This window comes from Erwinia aphidicola (assembly GCF_024169515.1).
GTDB classification, from domain to species: domain Bacteria; phylum Pseudomonadota; class Gammaproteobacteria; order Enterobacterales; family Enterobacteriaceae; genus Erwinia; species Erwinia aphidicola.
The window spans coordinates 1,230,894-1,252,240 of the sequence record NZ_JAMKCQ010000001.1; the positions used below are offsets into that span (position 1 = coordinate 1,230,894).

Here is a 21,347-nt window from a genome sequence, read left to right on the forward strand (position 1 = left end):
AATGACAGACTATTTTTTTGGTTTAATCAGTTTTCCGCCTAACTCTTCAAGCGTGGCCTTTCCGTCAAAGAGTTTCTGGCATCTGTCTTTGATTTCGTCGTCATCCAGTGAAGTATCAAAGACCACCCTCTTGTTTTTCTTGATGTCCCAGAGCCCGGGGAATGAATCTACAAAACAACTAAGATAAATAGGGGAGACATACTTTCCATCCAACGAAATTTTACCACCATACTGGTTATCGCCAACATCGAAAGGAATATCGCTTTCTTTTCCGCTAAAAAAACCCGGCCCTGACAGTAAGTTTTTATTACTGTCAAAACTCGATACTATTGCTGTATAAGTTAAACTCCTTACATCCTTCAGAGCAACTAATAGAACCAGTCTTTTGTCAAAATTTATATCTACAATAGTATCCAGTTTGTCATCAGACTGCGGTATTTTATGAAGTTCTATACCCTTCGCATTGCACTGCATAAGTTCATTAGTTGACAGATATTTATTAGTTGGATAGATAAGCACCCCTTTTTCATCATTGGTGATGGCTATATCCCCACCTGTATTGTACTTATCTTGCCAGTTTTTTATTTTGCATGAGATATCACTCTTCCCGTTATCATTGACAACATGGATAATGGACCGTTCTTTTTTATCCATATACATCGTAAAATCACCATAGCGAATAACATTACTCGCACTGGCAGAACAGGTCATAATAAAAAGAAGGGAAAGGACGATTTTACACTTCATCACTGAGAATCTCCTTAGCAGCCTTGGTGGTTTTTTTCCTGTCTTCGATGCCGATGATGCCGCCGTTAATGGCCCGAGTGATACGCTCAGCATCATTATCACCCGGCAATGCACCTTTAACACAATCCACTATTTCTTTGGTTTAATCAGTCTTCCGCCTAACTCTTCAAGCGTGGCCTGGCCGTCAAAAAGCTTCTGACACCTATTATTTATTTCGTCGTCACCCAGCGACTTATCAAAAACCACCTTTTTATTTTTTTGGATATCCCAAAGCCCAGGAAATGAATCCACTGCACAGTCGAGATCAGAGGGGGACACATACTTCCCATCCAATGAAATTTTACCGGCATATCTGTCACTTCCTATATAGAATGGAATATCTTCATCATTGATACTTGAAAAACCCGGCCCTGATAATAAATTTTCATTACTGTCAAATCTCGATACTATCGCTGTGTAATTTAACGTTCTCACATCTTCAAGAACCACTAACAAAGCCAGCTTCTTTTCGAAATTTATATCAATGATAGTATGCCGCCTATCTTCTGATTCCGGTATTTTATGAAGCTCTATACCATCTATAGAACATCGCATAAGCTCAGCGGTTGACAGGTATTTATTGGTTGGATAGACAAGCACCCCTTTTTGATCATTGGTTATGGCTATATCTCCACCGGTATTGAACCTGCTTTCCCAGTTATTTATTTGACATAAGACATCACTCTTCCCGTTATCATTGACAACATGGATAATGGACCGTTCTTTTTTATCCATATACATCGTAAAATCACCATAGCGAATGACATTATTTGCACTGGCAGAGCAGGCCATTAAAAAAAGAAGGAAAAGGACGGTTTTACACTTCATCACTGAGAATCTCCTTAGCTGCCTTGGTGGTTTTTTTCCTGTCTTCGATGCCGATGATGCCGCCGTTAATGGCCCGGGTGATACGCTCAGCATCATCATCACCCGGCAATGCACCTTTAACACCATCCACTATTTCTTTGGTTTAATCAGTTTTCCGCCTAACTCTTCAAGCGTGGCCTGGCCGTCAAAAAGCTTCTGACACCTATTATTTATTTCGTCGTCACCCAGCGACTTATCAAAAACCACCTTTTTATTTTTTTGGATATCCCAAAGCCCAGGAAATGAATCCACTGCACAGTCGAGATCAGAGGGCGCGGCATACTTGCCATCTAACGAAATTTTACCGACATACCAGCTATTACCTATGTCGAAAGGAATATCGCTTTTTTTTCCGCTAAAAAAACCCGGACCGGAGAGTAAGTTTTTATTACTGTCAAAACTCGACAGTATTGATGTAAACGTTAATCTCCTCACATCTTCCAAAACCATTAACAAAACCAATTTCTTGTCGAAGTTAACATCGATAATAGTATCCCGCCAGTCATCAGACTGCGGGATTTTATGAAGTCCCACCCCATCAGAATTACACTTCATAAGCTCAGCGGTTGACAGGTATTTATTGGTTGGATAGACAAGCACCCCTTTTTCATCATTGGTGATAGCTATAATGCCCCCTCCTGAATTACGCTTACTTTCTTTGTTATTTATTTTACACGCGACATCGCTGCTTCCATTATCATTAACAATATGGATAACCGATGAGTCCTTTCTATCCATATACATTGTAAAGTCACCATAACGAATGACGTTATTAGTTTCAAAATCAGCTTTTACAGAACAAGTCATAAAAAAAAGCACAAAAAGTACGTTTTTACACTTCATCACTGAGAATCTCCTTAGCTGCCTTGGTAGTTTTTTTCCTGTCTTCGATACCGATGATGCCGCCGTTGATGGCTCGGGTGATGCGCTAAACAACATCATCATCACCCGGCAATGCACCTTTAACACAATCCATTATTTCTTTGGCTTAATGAGCTTTCCGCCTAACTCTTCAAGCGTGGCCTTTCCGTCAAAGAGTTTCTGGCATCTGTCTTTGATTTCGTCGTCACCCAGCGAAGTATCAAAAACCACCTTTTTATTTTTTTTGATATCCCAAAGCCCGGGAAATGAATCCACCGCGCAGTCAATATAATAGGGATAGACATATTTCCCGTTTAACGAAATTTTACCGCCATACCACCCCCCCCCTATATCGAAAGGGACATCGCTATTTTTTCCGCTAAAAAAACCCGGGCCGGAGAGCAAGTTTTTATTACTATCAAAGCTCGATACTATCGCTGTATACGATAAACTCCTTACATCCTCCAGTGCCACTAACAAAACCAGCTTTTGTTTAAAATTTATGTCAATAATAGTATCGAGCTTGTCATCTGATTGCGGCACTTTATGCAGTTCTATACCCCCTACATTGCACTGCATAAGTTCATCAGTTGAGAGATATTTATTGGTTGGATAGACAAGCACCCCTTTTCCATCATTGGTGATAGCTATAATCCCCCCACCTGAACTCCGTTTGCTTTTCAAGTTATTTATTTTACACGCAACATCACTCTTCCCGTTATCATTGACAACATGGATAATGGACCGTTCTTTTTTATCCATATAAATCGTGAAGTCACCATAACGAATGACGTTATTAGTTTCGAAATCAGCTTTTACAAAACAGGTCATAAAAAAAAGCACAAAAAGTACGTTTTTATACTTCATCACTAAGAATCTCCTTAGCTGCCTTGGTAGTTTTTTTCCTGTCTTCGATACCGATAGCACCGCCGTTAATAGATCTTGTTACGCGCTCAACCACCTCATTATCATCTCGCGAGGTGACCCTATCAGAATCCATCATTTTTAAGGTTTTATTTTTAAAGCACACGATATAGAACGCGCCCGTATCAATGCAGTTATAGGGAGTTTCCGTCACTTTGTGCGGGTCATCTATCTGCGGAGGTCTTTTGATCATCCCGGGCAGGTTTTTTCTCCGGTATTGAGGTTCTGTCCACCATGAGGCATCAAAGCTGCTTTTTGATAACCACCCCCGGTATACCCAGTAGCTGGAGTAGGTATCCAGCCCGGTGAGCATTTTAAACCCGCGCCCGCGAAACTTTTGCGCATCCACATCGCCGCAGTTGCCATTTCGCCAGCTGTATGAGCTGGCTATCAACCCACCACTTCGATTGTATTTGGCACCAGAGAAATACACATCTACCTCAGAGACTACCGAACCGTACCAGTGTCCAAGTTCGTTAGATTCATTCTTTTCAGAATCATCCACAATATTCCCACCAAAGTGCCTGCCATTTTTCGTATACTGTTCCTGACTTGATTCCTGCATGGAGAGTAAATAACCCGACTCGACAGCGCCCTGCCCCAAAAAGTGGCTTATTCTGTTGAAGCCCACAAGATTATATTTCCTCATTATCACATTTAGTGAAAATGAATATTCGACCACCTTTTTATTTATTCTGTTAATTTTATCGCTATCTCTAGCACTTGTAGTCGACGTCATCACTTTCTCACTCACCGCACGTTCCAGCCACCCACATTTCCTGAAATGCGCGATAAAGCGCCGCGGGTCAAAGTGCCAGACCCGGCCTGTCGGTATCTGCGCACTGTTCTCCAGCGCCAGTGCCCTGGCCAGCGCCGCCAGTGAACCCCAGTCCTGCTGGCTCATTGGCTCGTCCAGCACGGGATTGGGCTGTTTCAGCCAGCCATAGCGGCTCTCCACCGTATCGATATCCCACTCCAGCGGGAAGTGGCAGACGGTGCGGCTCAGGTCCATACGCCCGGAACCCAGGATCGTCGGGGAGTTGCACTGGCTGTTGGTGTCCTCATCGTCATCCACCAGTCGCCAGCCCGTCCAGTGCGGAAAATCCGCATCGCTGTATTTCTTGATGCTTTCCACCGCCAGATTAACCAGCCCTTTTCCCTGCGGCGTAGTGATCGTCCGCCACAGTGGGGCATCCGCCGGAGTCAGCGTTTCATAACGGGTATTGATCACCCGGCCAAAGCGCAGCAGCTCAAAACCGGCGCTCGGACTGGCGGGGTACAGCTTCAGCGCCTTTTTATACAGGTTATATTCATATTCCTCTCCGTCTGCGTCGACCAGCGCCTCGCCCACCTCATCGTATTTGAGTGAGTCGATAACATTTTTCCTGCGGGTGGTCATGGTGCAGCGCCCCCCGCCCAGAGTCATGGACACGAACAGATCGACCTGCGTCGTCTGTGACGGTTCCTCACTGCTGCGGGTCGGGATCTCGCTGTAAACCGGCGTTCCGGCCGGAATATAAAAGTGCATATCGCCGTAACAGGCGGTGGTGCGCCCGTGCTGGCTGAGATCCAGCTCCGCCGTGTTGCGCCCGGTTATCCTGGCAATATTCTCGTCGTCGCAGAATATCTGGAAGTGTACGGCATTTTTATCGTCCACCATGCCCACCGTTCCCAGCGGGGATTTGCGCTTCACCAGCTGGTCGACGGCAATCGACGGGTCGAGATCCTTGATATGCATATACAGAGAATACCAGGTGATTTTATCCTCCGGCTGGCTGCCCGTTTCGGCCACGTGTTTAATTAGCACGTATCCGTTATCGGTCTTGCCGTTGTAATTCAGCGGCGGATGCTGGCGTTTTGTGATGTCAGAGTGGCGGAAAGAGACAATCCTGCCGTCGGCAATGGTGCGCAGTAACTCAGGACGGCTTCCTGAGTCTGAGTGACGGATATGAACACCGCCGTGCCAGGAACGGTGCGCGTTCAGCGGATAGCCACGTTGAGGATCGACCGGCATCATGCGCTCAATCCACTCTTCATCCGTTTCTGTTTCATTTTTTGTGCGTAAAAATGGGGGACTGATTAACATGGATACATTCCTTTGTTATGACACGGAGAATTTAGAGGAGGGTTCCTTTGCCTCTTCTGGCAGCTCATGCAGGGGCTCTTTTAAACGGTATTTCTGCTGGCGATCGTAATGTCCCGCCCGCGTGCGGTAGTCCCCGAGCGTGGCCGACTCTATCGCGTTGGCATCGAGCGTGATGTAACTGCCGCCGCCGTTCAGCGTGATTTTCTTCTTCGCGATGATTTTGATTTCATCTTCCGTGCTGATGATGCTGATCTCCTGGCGCGCCAGCAGCGCCATCAGGTCGTTCTGCGCCTGCACCTGTACCGGGCCCTGATTGGCAATCAGCTTGATACCCAGTTTCCTGACGAACACGCTCAGCGCCTGGCCCACGCCGATAAACAGATTCTTTACCACGCTGATATCCGCGTGCTTTCCGGCGGTGGCCGTCAGGTTTTCACCCGCCGTCAGCTGCAGGTTATCGCCGCTCGCCAGCGCCATGCCGTCCGGCGCGCTCATCAGAATAACCGACCGCTTCAGCTCGTTCAGCCGCTGCTCCATCAGCGCAATCTGCGCCTGAAGATCCGCCGGGTTGCCCGTGGCGGTCTGCGCATCGGCGGATATCCCCTGCATCTGTTCCCGCGCGCCCTGCAGTAGGCTGATAGCCGGCGCCATCTCCAGCTGCATACCCTGTGCCTTCGGCTGGCCGTCGGCGGTGATGAACAGTCCTTTCTCCGCACGCAGCGTGCCCCAGCTGTCGCTGCGCAGCTCAAACCCTTCGCCGCGCTTCTGCTTCTCGCTGTCCACCAGGTGGCCGAGATTAAGCTGGCTTTTGCCGCCGTACTCGGTGCTGAGCTTGATATGCTCCTGGCCCGCCGTGTCGTCGAGGCGCAGCTTATTGTTCTTCGGCGTGCGCAGCACGTTGCGCTTGTAGTTGCGGATGGTGACGTGGTCGCCGTGCGCCGAGTCGTGCAGCACCCCGGCAATGTACGGGCGGTCCGGGTTGCCGTGCTCAAAGGCTATCGCCACTTCGGTGCCCGCCAGCAGCGGCAGGTGCAGGCCGTAGGTGTCGCCCGCATAGGGGCGCGCCTGGCGTACCCACAGGCTTTCAAAGCCGGTTTCCCAGCCAGCGCGGTCAAACAGCATGTTGACGCGATAGCGCCCGTCGCGGTCAATATGGCCGTAGGCATCGTTCACCGTGGTACTGGTGACGCGCGCCGGCAGGGTTCCCGCCATCACCGGGTGCGGCAGCGGCACCGGGCGGAAGCCGTAGCGGCTGTTGAGCGGGATGCCGTCAAAGGCGGTTTCAAAGCTGCGGTCGCGCCGCGCAGTGCTGACGATGGCGGTGACCAGCACGCCGCTCTGGAATACCTCACTGACGTCCTCCCCGCCGCTGACCCTCAGCTCACTGCCGGGTGCCAGCGCCGGGCTGCTGGTCACTGCCGCCACCCGCGTCTGGCCGTTCAGGTAGCGCTCGTGGCGCAGGCGGGCGTAGAACGCGCCGCTCTCCGGTTCCGGGCTGTGGCTGTAGCCGTCGCCCGGCGTCAGGTAGTTGTCCGCCCAGCGATAGGACTCACCGTAGGTGGTGTCGTCACCGCCGGTGACGTCGGCCTTCACGTTCATATCTTCGAGGGCGTTGCGGTAGTTGTAGTCGCGCCCGCTGACGCTTTTCTCCACCACCGCAAAGCGGCTGGCGAGGTCCCACACCGAGTCGCTGGCCGCGTCGTGCATGCCGGAAGGCGGCACGGCGGGCAGCGTCAGCCCCTGCACGTGGCCCTGCCTGCCGTCGTAAAACTCCACTACGTCGATGTGCAGGCGGGTGTCGGTGGTGAAGCGGAACCAGATGCCGACCTCGCCCAGCAGGCGGGTAATAAACGCCAGGTCGTCCTCGCCGTACTGCATCACCTGCTCGCGGCGCGGGTACGCGTTGTTGAGGGTGAAAACAAAGTCCTGCCCGCGCATCCCGTGGCGCTCGCGCAGGATTTTTTCCACAATCTGCGGCACCGACATATCCTGATAGATGGCGTTCTGACGGCTGCGCGACAGCAGCGCCAGGCGCGGCTGCAGGGTGACGGCGTAGTGGGTCTGGTCGGCGCTGGTGCTGAGGCGCTCAAAGCCGGTCAGCACGCCCTGCACCACGCGCACCGGCTGCTGGATCTTAATGCCCCAGCCCTGGTCAACCGGGGCCTGCAGGGTCAGCGAGGCCGCTTTCATCAGCATCGCCTCGCGGGTGATGGCATGGTCGGCGCTGGTGAACTCAATGCGCCAGCGGAACGGCTCGCTCAGGCGCTCCTCCCCTTTAAACGCCAGCACGTCGGGCCGGGACTGACAGTCACGCACCGCCAGCAGGTGGTGGCTGTGGCTGAAAAAAGAGACCGGGTTTTTGCTCATGGTGATGTCCTTATCTTCCGCTGCCGTGTGCGCGCCGTTACCATAAGAAATATTCATAATTACCGCTGTGGAAAATGAATATCAGGGCAGAGGCAGCTGTACCCTCCATGGGTATTCAGAGATGACTATATAGTAACCAACCTGGCGACTGCAATATTTTGAATGGGGATTTTTTGTCTGATTTTTATAGGTTTTTTCTTATTTGATTGAGTTAACCAGCTGAATGGGATAGCGAAAAACTCATCGGTATTATCGGAACAACTAAAGGATTCGTCAGCAACCAGCATCAGAATAAACAGCATCAACCCGCCAGTATTATCACTTTATGTTAACTGTTTAATGTAATGACCGTCATTGAGGCTGGTTATCGTCACCGGCGTTCGCCATGAATGAATGAGTGGGAAAAATCGCTTCTGGCGGAAAATCAGGGCCTGCTGCCTATCGTTTAAGCATGCTTAAACGATAGGCAGCAGGCCATTTCAAGATAGCAAGAGCATCACGACAGCAGCGCTTTCACCTACTGCATCAGATTTGCCACCTCTTCCGGGCGCGTTCTGCCGCTCCGCTTACCTATTGTTGAACTGAGGATCAGCTGAGGGACCGCACGATGAAGAAAATAGACCGGGCGGGATTTCATCTTGATCGCCCGGCCCTCACACCACAGCGGGTTCAGCTCTTTGCCGACTGAGTTACGCGCGAAGCCCAGATCGAAGCCGATTTTTTATGCGGTTGAAAACAGGGATGTTCCTAATCCAGTTTATGCTGGCGCAGGAAACCTTCACCGCCCAATTGACGCATCTGGCGCAGGATCCACTGCTGGCGCTGGCGCACATAGCCGGATGGCGCATCGGCGCGGAAGCGAATCGGATTAGGCAGTACCGCGGCCAGCAGCGCGGCTTCAGACATGCTTAAGCGGCTGGCTGGCTTATGGAAATAGCGTTGTGAAGCCTCCTCCACGCCAAATACCCCTTTGCCCATTTCCGCCACGTTAAGGTAAACGGTGAGAATGCGGCGTTTGGTCCACACGGTTTCTATCCCCACCGTTAACCCGGCCTCCAGCCCTTTACGTATCCAGCTGCGGCCGTCCCACAGGAACACATTTTTTGCCGTCTGCTGGGACAGGGTCGACGCCCCACGCATTCCGGCCTTCTCACCTTCGCTGTCCAGCACCGACTGGATCGCCGCAACATCAAAGCCCCAGTGGGTCGGGAATTTCTGGTCTTCGGAAGCGATCACCGCCAGTGCCATCCACGGTGATATTTCATCCATCCCTACCCAGTCCGAGTGAGCAACATAGCTCCAGTTGCCGCTAAACCAGGCACCCAGCTGCCGCTCAACCATCACGGCAGAAAATGGCACCGGAAGAAAAGCAAAGGCAATAATGCCGGTAAGCCATAAACCCAGTACGCTGAGAACGAGGCGAAGCAAACCCGATTTGATGCGTGCGGTGACGCTGTTATTACGACGACTCATGCCAGAACCTGTTTTAAAAAATGATTAGTGCGGAAATACACCCGAAATATCCGAATGCCTTTAGTTAAGCGATGTAACTGGAATCGGTTCCATCATGCCAGCTGATTTCGCTCTGTTATGCGCTGGACCTGACACAGGATGAAAGCGTTACCACCTGATTGGTTCGCAGCGCTTATAAATTTCGCCCTGTCGTATTCGAAAACCGATCTGCTACAAAAGAAAATCACTCGCAAATGATGCCGGTTTGACCGTTTTTTCACCCGCGGAGTGACGTCATCGCCATCGGATACCCTGCTGAACGGAGTCAGCTTTTGACTTATGCAGAAAGGCCCACTCAGGATTTGTGCTAGCAGAAACCTAAACGTTTCGGAAAGGCTGTTTAAAAACACCTAAAAACAACCATAAAACATTGAGTTAGTAACACGTATTTGGCCAAATTCCATTACCGCATAAGCTTATGTGAAAATGGCCCTGCGGTAAAAAGTTTGCGTCAATCTGACTGGCGAAAAAAAAAGCACATATGGTCAAAAATAAGACAAATCCGCAATCAATTGCATTCGTTACTTGACTGAGAAGTAAAATTAAGGTCTTCTATTTGCCAAGGCTGCTCCACATCACACATTTTAATGAATCTGGTAACATGTGATGTGAGATTTGCTAGAGTAGTCCCTGAGCTTATTAGTGGTTCACCCAATACCAAATCTGCGCTCCCGACGATTCCTATCAGAATAGCGCAGGTTTCCAGTTTCCCTGGTGTTGGCGCAGTATTCGCGCACCCCGGCCTCGGTCGGGGTCATTTTTTTTCAGCATCCGTAACCCATTGACGCAGTACTTCAACGTCATTGCGCCACTCCTGTTTCAGCTCATCAATCCACTCCTGCACGTTATCCCACCATGCTGGCAGTTCCGGGCTTTGAATCTGTTTGGCAATCTGTTGTAAGTGAGTCAGACCGACCGATCCTGCAGCCCCTTTGATCTTGTGGCCCTCTTCGGCAATCCCTTTCTGATCGCGCGCCATCATGTTGGAATCCAGCACCTCCAGATAGCCCGGCATCATCTGCTCAAACATCTCCAGACTCTGATGGATCAACTTCGGCCCGACCAGTTCGATATATTGCTCAAGCATTGGCACATCCAGCAGCGCCAGCTGTTTCTCATCCATGTCAATCTCCGTTGGGGTTGGCAGCTCGACTTCCTGATAATCCCAGTATTTTTTGATCATCGCCGTCAGCGCAGGCACCGCCAGCGGTTTGCTCAGCACATCGTCCATGCCGGCATCCAGGTATTCACGCTTGTCCTTGAGCACGTTAGCGGTCAGCGCCACCAGCGGCGGCAGCTGCTCACCCGCGTGGAGCCGATGAATAGCACGCGCCACGTCCAGCCCGGTCATGTCCGGCAGCTGGATATCCAGCAGCACCAGGTCAAATTCATCCGGGTTGAACATATCCAGCGCCGCCTGGCCGGTCATCGCCACTTCCACGCTGTTGCCGAGCTTCTCCAGCACGGAGCGCGCGACGACCACGTTCAGCTCAATATCTTCTACCAGCAGCACATGCAGCGCAGGCAGCGGCAGGTCGTCTTCCGGCTGCTCATCCTCCACCTGTTCCGCGATACGCGGGGCGTTCAGCGTCAGGGTAAAGCAGGAGCCCTGGCCCGGGGCGCTACGCACGCTGATGTCTCCGCCCATGCTCTGCGCCAGGCGGCGGGATACGGCCAGCCCGATGCCGGTTCCGGTCGCCGGTTTGCCGCCGCGCTGATCCTTCACCTGGTAGTACATCGCGAAGATCTTATCCTGCTCGTCTTGCGGGATGCCCATGCCGGAGTCTTCAACCTCAAAGCGCAGGCAGTCATCCTCCAGGTAGCCAACGCGCACCACAATTTCGCCCTGCTGGGTAAATTTCACCGCGTTGCCGATCAGGTTCCACAGGATCTGACGCAGGCGCGTGCCGTCGGCAATAATTTTGTGCGGCAGCGGCAAGTCAGGCGCCAGTACAAACTTCAGCCCTTTCGGCTCCGCCAGCAGGCCGGAGAGGTTTTCCAGATCGGCGAGGAAGCCGGTGAAGTCGATCGGCTGGTTATCCAGCTGCACTTTGCGCCGCTCGATTTTATCCATCTCAATCACGTCGTTGAAAATATTGCCGAGGGTGATCGCCGAGACGTGGATAGTTTTGAGGTATTTCAGCTGTTCCTGATTGAGATCGGTATCCAGCAGAATGCGGCTCAGACCGACAATGCCGTTAAGCGGCGTACGCAGCTCGTGGCTAATCGTAGAGATAAAGGTGGTCTTTTCCCTACTGGCGTTCTCTAACGCATCCTGATAGCGCTTACGCTCGGTTATATCGCGTCCAAAGCCCATCAGCCCACTGCGTTTGCCCACGCGATCGTAATAAGGCACTTTGCGGATCTCAAAACAAGCCTTGCGCCCGTCAGGATACTGCAACCACTGCTCGTAGGTCAGGGAGACGTTGTGGCGGAACACTTTTTCGTCCGTTTCCAGCACTTTGGTGGCGGCATCGTCGTCATACACCTCTTTGGGTGTCAGGCCGATTAACTGCTTCTCACTTTTGCCGGTCAGCAGCTCCATCGCCCGGTTACAGCCGGAAAACTGCTGATCGCTGTTACGATAGAAAACCAGGTCGGGGGAAGCATCAAGGAACGAGCGAAGAAAGGAGGATTGCTGTTCCAGCTCAATCTGCGCCTCTTCACGCCGCGCCATCTCCTCTTTCAGCCGGGTCATCACCTGCAGGCGCGCCTCTTCGGCTTTGATACGGTCGGAAATCTCCTGATTGAGCTGGGTGATATTGCCCTGCATCTGCTGGTTCAGCTCAAGGTCGCGATTACGCATCTCCTCCAGCTTATCCACCAGCCGTGACAGGCGCTGGCGCGACTCCTCCAGCTGCTCCACCACCACCGAGAGGAAATAGACCGCCCACGGGGTGATCAGCAGGCCGAAAAACACCGATCGCACCATATCAATGCTTTCGACGTGGCCGCGCAGCACCATGGTGACGGCCATCTGCACAATCATCGCCAGCACCACCAGCGCAGAGGCCAGCAGCAACGAGAAGCGCACCAGCCCCAGCTTCACCATCAAATCAACGTAGTACTGCGCTAATAAACGAATTTGTTTCATAAAGGATCCCTTCCGCCTGATAGCCGCAATCATACCGGAATTGGACAAAAGACCAACGCACGATTGACCGCAGGACACTGCCAGCAGCTGCACGGTAATAGTGCAGCACCACCCACAGGCGGCGGCCGCTTATGGCGGGATTATCGTCGCCGTCGGGCAACGGCTGCGGATCGCTGTTATCCCGCGCCAGGCACGCATTTCGTACGGATCAAAAAAGTTACGCCTTCGCATATTGACTAAATTTTATAACTGCATAATCTGTAGGGCCGCTGCCAGTTCGCCGCGCCATTCTCAGATGATGTTTTTCTTAGCGATGATGGAAATCACTCGCCTTCTTTTGTCTCATCCAAACGAATAACCATTCACAATTCATGAAATATTAATCACACCTGGCATGATTAATTTTACTAATGACACCCCCTATTTTATTCAAATAACCCCACTAATTAAAAACAGTGCGTTCCTGCGGTTATACTCATTCTTACAGCACATTCTGCTGCCATTGCCTCCGGCACCAGCATGGTGCAGAGATTTGGCGCCTGCCCTATAGTGAGTCAGCTCACACTTCGCCCCCTGACAACTCCTGTTGAACAGCGTTAAAAATGGTGTTGATAACCATATATATCAATAAGATAACTCACACAAAGCGTCAAAAAGCATAAGTAAGAACGCTATTTGACCTGAGTACGCTTTACCGATAAGTTGGAAATCCGCTGGAAGATTTCCTCAGGGGTCAGCGTCCTGGCATATCTATGCAGCAACCAGACTCCCTTGTGATGCAAGTTATCTCCACCCAGAGACCCGGAATTAAAGTGAGCGGTCCCCTTCAAGGATGTTTTAGAAAATATCTGGCGAAGGATGCCCGGATTCACGGTGTCCGTAACAAACAGCGGCAAAAATAGGATACAGAGCCTGGAGAGATGCCGAGCGCCCTCTGTGCCTGAAGAATAGTGGTAATGTCAAAGCAGTTAAGGAGGCCCTCGATGTCCAACTCAAAACCTTATCCTTATGGACTGTACGATCCATCAAAAGACAGTGACAGTTGTGGTGTGGGTTTCATTACTCGTAAGGACGGCGAGCAAACTCATGAGGTTCTGCAAATGGCGCACAGCGCACTCTGCACCGTACCTCACCGTGGAGGCATGTCTGCTGAAGGCGTCGGTGACGGAGCCGGGGTGAACGTTGACCTCTCTCTGCACTTCTTCCGCAAAGTCACCGGGCTGCCGTTAGAGGCCGGTCGCTTTGGCGTGGGTAACTTCTTCGTACCGAAAGATGCTGCGCTGCGTGCCAACGCCGAGCGTCTGGTAGAAGAGACGCTGGCCACTTATGATCTTGCCATTATCATTAAGCGTGACATGCCGCTGGATACCAGCGTGCTGCGCCCGGCGGCGATCCCGTTCCAGCTGCCTATCGTGCAGTGGGTGTTTACTGCCCCGGCCGATATCACCAACCAGATCGAATTCGAGAAGCGCATCTATCGCGCGCTGCTGGACATCGAAGCACGCGCCTTTACCGAAAGCGAATTTGGCGGTCTGTATCCGCTGTCGCTCTCTTCGCGCACTCAGGTATTTAAAGCACGCCTGAACTCAAACGAAGTGATCCCCTATTTCCAGGATCTGACCGATGCCGATCATCAGGTGCGCGGTCTGTTCTTCCATACCCGTTTCTCGACCAATACCGACCCGCATACCACCATGGCGCAGCCGTTCCGCCTGATGGCGCACAACGGCGAGCTGAATACCGACCGTAAAAACCGCATTGCGGAGTCGGCGCTGGCGCTGGCCCGTGGCAAGAAGATTGTGCGCCCGAAAGGCCAGTCCGACAGCTCACGCCTTGACCAGAGCATCCACAGCCGCCTGATGGAAGATAACCTCGACCTGATCACCGCCGTGGTCTCAATGATGCCGCCTGCGTGGGAAAATGACCCTTCACTGTCTGCGGAAGTGCGCGCGATGCTGGAGTACTTCTCCCTGTATGAAGAGAAGAATGACGGCCCGGCTGCGCTGATCTTCGGCAACGGTGAAGTGATTGGTGCCCGTCTGGACCGCCTGGGCCTGCGCCCGCTGCGTTCCGTTGAAACCGCCGAGTACATCGGTGCTATGTCTGAAGCCGGTCAGATCGCCTTCCCACCGGAGAGCGTGCTGCGCCGTGGCCGTATCGAAGCGGGCGGGATGCTGTATTACGATCACCGTGAAAAGCGCAGCTACACCACGCTCGAAGCGCTGGAAAAACTGGCAGCGGTGGCGGATTACCCGGCGCTGCTGGCACAGTCGCGCGTCACCCTGGAAGAGCTGCCGGTGATCCCGGCGGAGCAGCAAGGCTCCCCACTGCGTTATAGCGGCGACCTCAAAACCTATCAGCGTTTTGTGGCGTACTACTACAACCAGGAAAGCTTCAAGTTCATGATGGACCCGATGCTGACCACCGGCGCAGAGAAAATCTCCGCGATGGGCTACGGCAACGCCATCAACGCCCTGTCCGACCACGAAGGCGGCATGGCGCACTACTTCTCCCAGCGCTTTGCGCAGGTGACTAACCCGCCGCTCGACTCCATTCGTGAAGCCGACGGCATGACGCTGCGCGTGGCGCTGGGTGCCAAACCGCACCTCGGCCGCAGCAAAGGCAAGCAGATCGTGGTACCAAGCCCGATCCTGACCCACCTGGATATGCTGCAGCTGCGTGAGCAGACCGTTGCTCCGTACAAACGCTTTGAGATGCTTTACACCCCGGTAATTGGCGTGGACCCGCTGAATCGTGCCGCCAATGCGGACGCGCTGGAAAAAGCCATCGACGATTTAGCCCAGGAAGTGGTCGATTTCGCCCGCGAACAGGGCGGCATCGCGGTGATCACCGACCGCCACATCTCCTCAACCCGCGCCAGCATTCCCATGCTGCTGATGGTTTCCGCCATTAACCAGCGCCTGGTGCAGGAAGGTCTGCGCCTCGACGTTTCGCTGGTGGTGGAGAGCGGCCAGAGTATCTCGTCACACCATATCGCGGCCACCCTTGGGTTTGGCGCTTCCGCGGTCTATCCGCTCGGCGTGCAGATGCGTGCGGAAGAGAAGTACGGTGAAGGCGAAGGCGGCAACAAAGCCTTTAAACGCTATGCCAAAGCCGCAGAAAAAGCGCTGATGAAAACCATGGGCAAAGTCGGCCTGTGTACCGTTGAGAGCTATAGCTGCGGTGAGTTCTTCGAGCCGAACTTCCTTGATACTGAAGATCGCGTGCTGAAGAAGTACTTCCCGAACATCAAGACCCCGGTCGGCGGCGCAGGTTTTGCCAGCATCGCGCAGATGGCGGTGGACTGGCATCAGAGCGCGTTGCGCATTCAAGGCGAAAACGAAGTGCCGCTGCTAGGCCTGTTTAAAGAGCGCGCGGAAGGGGCCGGCCACTCCTACGGCACCATCGCCGTGCGCACCTTCATCGATATGACCGAGCAGCCGATCCGCTTCGCCGACAAGCCGCGTGAGGAGGATAACTTTATCCGCCTGATGACGCTGGCCAAGCTGGATAACGCTTTTAACATCAAAGCCAAATCCTTTAAGGACAGCAGCTTTGAGCGCATCCCGAACGAGGTGATCGATAACTTTGCTATCACCCCGGACTATCGTCAGTTCTCCAGCCTGATGCTGGAAGAGCGTAAACGCCGTCCTGCGGCGCTGCGTGACATTCTCGCCTTCCCGGCGGACCTGACCCACGTCGACAGCGAAGCCGAATTTACCCGTAAGCTGGGCCGTTACTCGCTGGTCAACAATGGCTTTGCGGTGCGCGGTATGGTGTGCCAGGCGGTCGAAGGCCGTGAAGGCCAGTTCACGCTGCGCCTGACCGATGCCATCGTCGGCCTGAAAAGCGAGCACGATCGCCTGACCACCCTGTCCGGCGTGCTGAAAAAACGCTTCGGTGATGCCATTGAGCACAGCGAAATCAGCGCGGACGCGCTGCACATTAGCGCTAACGGCAAGGCGGCTGACTACCTGTCGCGCATCTTCACCATCTCTGCGGCGCTGCCGCTGAGCGAAGTGCAGCCTGCGCATGAAATTACCCGTACCTTTGCCTCCGGTGCGATGAGCCACGGCGCGCTGGTGGCTCCGGCGCATGAGGCGGTGGCGCACGGCACCAACATGGTTGGCGGCATGAGCAACTGCGGCGAAGGCGGCGAGCACTACTCGCGTCACGGCACCATTCGCGCTTCACGCATCAAGCAGCTGGCTTCCGGCCGCTTTGGCGTCTGGGCAGCCTATCTGGCGGACCCGATGCTGGAAGAGCTGGAGATCAAGATCGGCCAGGGGGCAAAACCGGGCGAAGGTGGTCAGTTACCGGCGGCGAAAGTCACCGTTGAGATCGCCGCTGCGCGCGGGGGCACACCGGGCGTTGAGCTGGTTTCACCACCGCCGCACCACGATACCTACTCCATCGAGGATCTGGCACAGCTGATCCACGACTGTAAAGCGGCGCGCGTGCGCGTGATCGTGAAGCTGGTGTCATCCGAAGGTATCGGCACCATCGCGGTTGGCGTGGCGAAAGCCGGCGCCGATGTGATTAACGTCGCGGGTAACACCGGCGGCACCGGTGCGGCTTCCGTCACCAGTCTGAAATACACTGGCCGCGTGGCGGAAATCGGCATCGCCGAAGTTCACCAGGCGCTGTGTGCCAACGGCCTGCGCGAAAAAGTGCTGCTGCGCTGTTCCGGCGCTCAGCAGACCGGTAGCGACGTGGTGAAATCCGCGCTGCTGGGCGGCGACAGCTTCGAGTTCGGTACCACCGCGCTGATGATGCTGAAGTGCGTGATGGCGAAAAACTGTAACGTGAAATGCCCGGCCGGTTTAACTACCAACGCCGAAGCGTTTGACGGCGATCCACGCCAGCTGGCGCAGTACTTCATCAACGTCGCACACGAAGTGCGTGAAATGCTGGCGCGCCTCGGCCTGCGCTCTCTGCGCGAAGCGCGTGGACGCTCTGACCTGCTGCACCTGATGGATCATCCGCTGGAAGTCGGCAAGCTGGATCTGCGCGCCATGTTAACCGTGGTGCCGGAGCTGAAAATTGCCCGCCCGGTCTATCTGGAAAAAGATTTCGAGCTGGACGATAGCTGGGTCGAGCTGGTGAAAGATCAACTGGTCAACCAGGGATCGACCGCGATCGCTCTTGGCGATGGCATCATCCTGAACAACCGTAATAAGAGCGTCGGTGGCCAGCTGGCGATTGATATTGAACGCCTGCTGAACCATCAGCTGGATGCGGAGCAGCTGAGCGCTATTCCGGCAGCCCTGCTGGACGATCGCGGTCGCCGTTATCTGGCGCCGGGTACCGTCACCATCGCCACGTCCGGCTCTGCCGGTCAGTCTTACGGCGTGTTCTGCAATGACGGCATGCGCCTTGAGCACTACGGCACCTGTAACGACGGTGTCGGCAAAGGCCAGTGCGGCGGTGAAATCGTGGTGATGTCGCCTGGCGGCGGCTCGCAGGATGCAGAGGGCAACGTGCTGGTCGGTAACTTCGCGCTGTTCGGCGCCACCGGCGGGCGTCTGTTTGCTCAGGGCCAGGCGGGTGACCGCTTCGCCGTGCGTAACTCCGGTGCCACGGCGGTCGTCGAAGGCGTCGGTGATTTCTGCTGCGAATATATGACCAACGGCGCAGTGCTGAACCTCGGCACTTACGGTACCGGCTTCGGCAACGGGATGAGCGGCGGCTTCGCCTATCAGTATGACCCGTACGGCACGCTGGCGGGTTCCGTGGCGGCTGACTCGGTGATGCTGGGTTCGATCACCGATGACAACGAGATGGCGCGCGTACACAAAGACGCGGTGCTGACGATGCTGAACTGGCATCTGGAAGCGACCCGCTCGCCGCGTGCGCAGTGGCTGCTGGATCACTGGGAAAGCGAGAGTCAGCATTTCGTCTACGTGATGCCGCGCTCCCTGCTGCTCTACCAGGACGGCGCTGAGATCCTGAAAGCCAAGACCCGTAAGGATCTGCTGGAGGAGCTCTCTACCGCGCTGGCCGGTCACCAGGTGGCGAAGTTTAAAGCGGCATGGCGCGATGGCAAGGCGATCGCTAACGGTGCGGTTCCGGGCTACGGTGCCACCGACACCCCTGAAATGCTGGTGCTGCTGAACAACTACACCGTGCTGAGTTCGGCACAGCAGCTGGCGCTCTCCCGCCTGCCGAAAGGCACGCCGGTGCAGGACCCAGCCGTTGAGAAAGCGGTGCGCAACCTGCTGATGACGGAAGATTTCACCCTGATCAGCAAGCTGCAGCGCCACGGTCGTGCGGCGATTGAAAGCTACAGCGACGAAGAGCTTTCCTGCCTGATTGGCGCCAAGCGTATGTCGGATTATAAAGCCGCCCTGACGCAGCGTAATATCCGCTCCATGGACAGCCTGGCAACCTATGGCTGGATCATGTATCAGGATGCCTGTAACAGGGAAGTGCTGGGACGTCTGCCTGACTTTGAAGAGCTGTTTGCGCGCGCTGCACTGCCAGAACTGGCGGCGGCGGTTGGCAAATTAGCCTGATAAATAATGAGAACGGGATTGAGTAGATAAAAGCGATGAAGATTCCTTATATTCCTGAAGATGCGCCATTCAATGGCGAACAGAAATTTTGGCTGGCGGGCTTTCTTGCCGGGTTACATTCACGCCTGCTGGTGCTGGAAAACCAGCCGCAGGCGGCAAGCGGGGCAGCGTCGGCTGCCAACACCCAGCTGCATATCCTGTTTGGTTCACAGACCGGTAATGCTGAAGCCTTAGCGCAGAGCGCGGCGAAAGCCGCCCGCGCCAAAGGTCTGGTGCCCGTGGTTCAGGGGCTGGGCGAGGTAGATATCGAAGTGTTCGCTACCATGCGTCACGTGCTGGTGATCACCTCAACCTACGGTGAAGGCGAGATGCCGGACAACGCCCAGCTGTTCTGGCAGGCAATTTCTGCCAGCACCGCGCCGCGCCTTGAGCAGATGCACTTCGCGGTTCTGGCTATCGGTGATACCGGCTACGATGGCTTCTGCCAGGCGGGTAAATTTATTGATATGCGCCTGGAGCAGCTGGGTGCGAAACGCGTTTACGACCGCATTGACTGCGACATCGACTTTGAAGAGCCGTCCAACGAGTGGATTGCCGCTTCCATGCCTCAGTTTGCCGCCAGCGCCGGCAGCAGCGGCACAGCGCTGGAGAGCGCTCCGGAAGCGCCGGTCATTCCGGGCAGCAACAAGAATAACCCGTATGCGGCAGCGCTGGCGACCAACAAGCGTCTGTCCGGTGAAAACTCCGGTAAGGACATCCGTCACTTCGAGTTTGACCTGACCGACAGCGGGCTGAAGTACGAAGCGGGCGACGCGCTGGGGGTGATCCCGGTGAACGAACCGGCGCTGGTTAACCTGCTGCTGACGCAGCTGAAATCCGACTACGACACGCCGGTTCCTGGCTTCGAACGTAGCCTGGGTGATCTGCTGACCTATCAGTTCGAGATCTCCGAGCCTTCGCGCAAGCTGATCGAATGGGTCGGCAAGAACACCACCAATCAGGAACTGCGCCACGTCCTGCAGCACGATGACAAAGATGCGCTGGGCGTGTGGCTGTGGGGCAAAGATACCCTCGACCTGCTGCAGCTCGACGTCACCCGTGCGCTGAGCATTCCTGAGTTCGTTGCCCTGCTGCGCCCGTTACAGCACCGCGCTTACTCCATCTCCTCCAGCCAGAAGGCGCACCCGAATCAGGTGCACCTGACGATTGCCTCCGTGCGCTACCACAGCGCCGGACGTGCGCGCAGCGGCGTGTGCTCGACCTACCTGGCCGAACGCGTGAAGCGCGGTGAGAAGCCGGCGATCTTTATCTCGCCAAATAAAGCGTTCCGCGTGCCGTCCAACGGTGATGCGCCGTTGATCATGATTGGCCCGGGCACCGGTATCGCGCCGTTCCGCGCCTTCCTGCAGGAGCGTGATGCGCTGGGTGCCAAAGGCAAAAACTGGCTGTTCTTCGGTGACCAGCATCAGGAACACGACTACATCTATCAGGACGAGCTGAGCAGCTGGAAAGAGAAAGGTTTACTGACCCGCCTCGACCTGGCGTTCTCCCGCGATCAGGCTGAGAAGATTTACGTGCAGACCCGCATGCTGGAACAGGGCGCAGAGCTGTTTGCGTGGCTGGAAGAGGGTGCTTACTTCTACGTTTGTGGCGATGCATCACGCATGGCAAAAGACGTCGATAAGGCGCTGTACCAGGTGATTACTCAGTTTGGTGGCATGTCTGCGGAGCGTGCAGCCGACTACGTTGACCAGCTGAAGAAAGAGAAGCGTTACCTGCGCGACGTGTATTAAGCCTTCGCAGCATAAAAAAAACGGGCCTGACGGCCCGTTTTTTATTTCACGACGCGTAACGCCGGACGACCACCGCGCGGCGGCGGCTCATCGTCAGGACCGTTGTCGTCATCCTGACCGCTGTCGTCAGGACGATCGCCATCGATAACCGACATCACCGTTTCCGGTGCGCTATCCTGCGCATCAGCGGCATCGTACTCGCCCGCCTCTTCATACGCTGGCTCTGGCTCAAACATCGTTCCTGCGCCGTTTTCACGCGCGTAGATCGCCAGCACCGCCATTAACGGCACGGAAACCTGACGTGGAACGCCGCCGAAACGCGCACTAAAGCGCACTTCGTCATTGCCAAGCTCAAGGTTGCCCACGGCACGCGGCGCGATGTTCAGAACGATCTGGCCATCACGGGCATATTCCAGGGGCACCATAACACCCGGCAAATTAATGTCTACGACCAGATGCGGCGTGAGATTGTTGTCGAGCAACCACTCATAAAAAGCGCGCAGCAGATAGGGACGACGTGCGGTAAGTTGAGACATTTCCAT

The 21,347-nt window shown here is 54.5% G+C and carries 13 protein-coding genes and 1 pseudogene; 2 read left to right on the forward strand and 12 right to left on the reverse strand.

The window, feature by feature from the left end:
- Positions 1-9: 9 nt before the first annotated feature.
- From J2Y91_RS05695 to arcB, 11 genes and pseudogenes are all read right to left on the reverse strand, one after another.
- Positions 10-750 carry a hypothetical protein gene (locus J2Y91_RS05695; RefSeq protein ID WP_133622599.1) on the reverse strand — a complete coding sequence of 247 codons (741 nt, stop codon included), beginning with the start codon at positions 748-750 and terminating at the stop codon, positions 10-12.
- Entirely contained in the window at positions 737-877 is a 141-nt protein-coding gene (locus J2Y91_RS05700; protein ID WP_166643150.1) for a hypothetical protein, read from the reverse strand. Before J2Y91_RS05700 ends, J2Y91_RS05695 begins: the two co-directional genes overlap by 14 nt.
- Positions 877-1,617 carry a hypothetical protein gene (locus tag J2Y91_RS05705; protein ID WP_253537649.1) on the reverse strand — a complete coding sequence of 247 codons (741 nt, stop codon included), beginning with the start codon at positions 1,615-1,617 and terminating at the stop codon, positions 877-879. Before J2Y91_RS05705 ends, J2Y91_RS05700 begins: the two co-directional genes overlap by 1 nt.
- Positions 1,604-1,744 carry a hypothetical protein gene (locus J2Y91_RS05710; protein ID WP_166643149.1) on the reverse strand — a complete coding sequence of 47 codons (141 nt, stop codon included), beginning with the start codon at positions 1,742-1,744 and terminating at the stop codon, positions 1,604-1,606. The genes J2Y91_RS05705 and J2Y91_RS05710 overlap by 14 nt, the downstream gene beginning before the upstream one ends.
- Positions 1,744-2,598 carry a hypothetical protein gene (locus tag J2Y91_RS05715; protein WP_133622598.1) on the reverse strand — a complete coding sequence of 285 codons (855 nt, stop codon included), beginning with the start codon at positions 2,596-2,598 and terminating at the stop codon, positions 1,744-1,746. The genes J2Y91_RS05710 and J2Y91_RS05715 overlap by 1 nt, the downstream gene beginning before the upstream one ends.
- A 30-nt stretch (positions 2,599-2,628) precedes the next feature.
- Complete coding sequence (locus J2Y91_RS05720) at positions 2,629-3,384, reverse strand: hypothetical protein (protein ID WP_253537652.1); 756 nt, start codon at positions 3,382-3,384, stop codon at positions 2,629-2,631.
- On the reverse strand, positions 3,371-5,524 hold the full coding sequence (locus J2Y91_RS05725) for a M23 family peptidase (protein WP_133622597.1): 2,154 nt from the start codon (positions 5,522-5,524) through the stop codon (positions 3,371-3,373). The genes J2Y91_RS05720 and J2Y91_RS05725 overlap by 14 nt, the downstream gene beginning before the upstream one ends.
- Before the next feature lie 15 nt (positions 5,525-5,539).
- Positions 5,540-7,891 (reverse strand): type VI secretion system Vgr family protein, encoded by a 2,352-nt coding sequence (locus tag J2Y91_RS05730; protein WP_133624998.1) that lies wholly within the window; start codon positions 7,889-7,891, stop codon positions 5,540-5,542.
- Positions 7,892-8,474: 583 nt separating this feature from the next.
- Positions 8,475-8,609, reverse strand: a pseudogene (locus tag J2Y91_RS05735) (sigma 54-interacting transcriptional regulator); the annotation flags it as partial.
- Positions 8,610-8,638: 29 nt separating this feature from the next.
- Entirely contained in the window at positions 8,639-9,364 is a 726-nt protein-coding gene (gene mtgA, locus J2Y91_RS05740; protein WP_133622596.1) for a monofunctional biosynthetic peptidoglycan transglycosylase, read from the reverse strand.
- A gap of 793 nt (positions 9,365-10,157) precedes the next feature.
- Positions 10,158-12,497: an aerobic respiration two-component sensor histidine kinase ArcB gene (arcB, locus tag J2Y91_RS05745; RefSeq protein ID WP_133622595.1), complete on the reverse strand. Its 2,340-nt coding sequence runs from the start codon at positions 12,495-12,497 to the stop codon at positions 10,158-10,160.
- 983 nt (positions 12,498-13,480) lie between these two features.
- Between arcB and J2Y91_RS05750 the strand changes: the two genes are divergently transcribed.
- Positions 13,481-19,012, forward strand: a complete 5,532-nt coding sequence (locus J2Y91_RS05750; protein WP_133622594.1) for a glutamate synthase-related protein — start codon at positions 13,481-13,483, stop codon at positions 19,010-19,012.
- Positions 19,013-19,047: 35 nt separating this feature from the next.
- Complete coding sequence (locus J2Y91_RS05755; RefSeq protein WP_133622593.1) at positions 19,048-20,805, forward strand: sulfite reductase subunit alpha; 1,758 nt, start codon at positions 19,048-19,050, stop codon at positions 20,803-20,805.
- Positions 20,806-20,846: 41 nt separating this feature from the next.
- Here J2Y91_RS05755 and sspB read toward each other — a convergent pair whose 3' ends face one another.
- Complete coding sequence (gene sspB / locus J2Y91_RS05760; protein WP_048914441.1) at positions 20,847-21,347, reverse strand: ClpXP protease specificity-enhancing factor; 501 nt, start codon at positions 21,345-21,347, stop codon at positions 20,847-20,849.

Coding starts and splice junctions, on each gene's coding strand:
- J2Y91_RS05715 (WP_133622598.1), bottom strand. CDS start 2,598: ATGATGATGTTGTTTAGCGCATCACCCGAGCCATCAACGGCGGCATCA.
- J2Y91_RS05725 (WP_133622597.1), bottom strand. CDS start 5,524: ATGTTAATCAGTCCCCCATTTTTACGCACAAAAAATGAAACAGAAACG.
- J2Y91_RS05730 (WP_133624998.1), bottom strand. CDS start 7,891: ATGAGCAAAAACCCGGTCTCTTTTTTCAGCCACAGCCACCACCTGCTG.
- mtgA (WP_133622596.1), bottom strand. CDS start 9,364: ATGAGTCGTCGTAATAACAGCGTCACCGCACGCATCAAATCGGGTTTG.
- arcB (WP_133622595.1), bottom strand. CDS start 12,497: ATGAAACAAATTCGTTTATTAGCGCAGTACTACGTTGATTTGATGGTG.
- J2Y91_RS05750 (WP_133622594.1), top strand. CDS start 13,481: ATGTCCAACTCAAAACCTTATCCTTATGGACTGTACGATCCATCAAAA.
- J2Y91_RS05755 (WP_133622593.1), top strand. CDS start 19,048: ATGAAGATTCCTTATATTCCTGAAGATGCGCCATTCAATGGCGAACAG.
- sspB (WP_048914441.1), bottom strand. CDS start 21,347: ATGGAAATGTCTCAACTTACCGCACGTCGTCCCTATCTGCTGCGCGCT.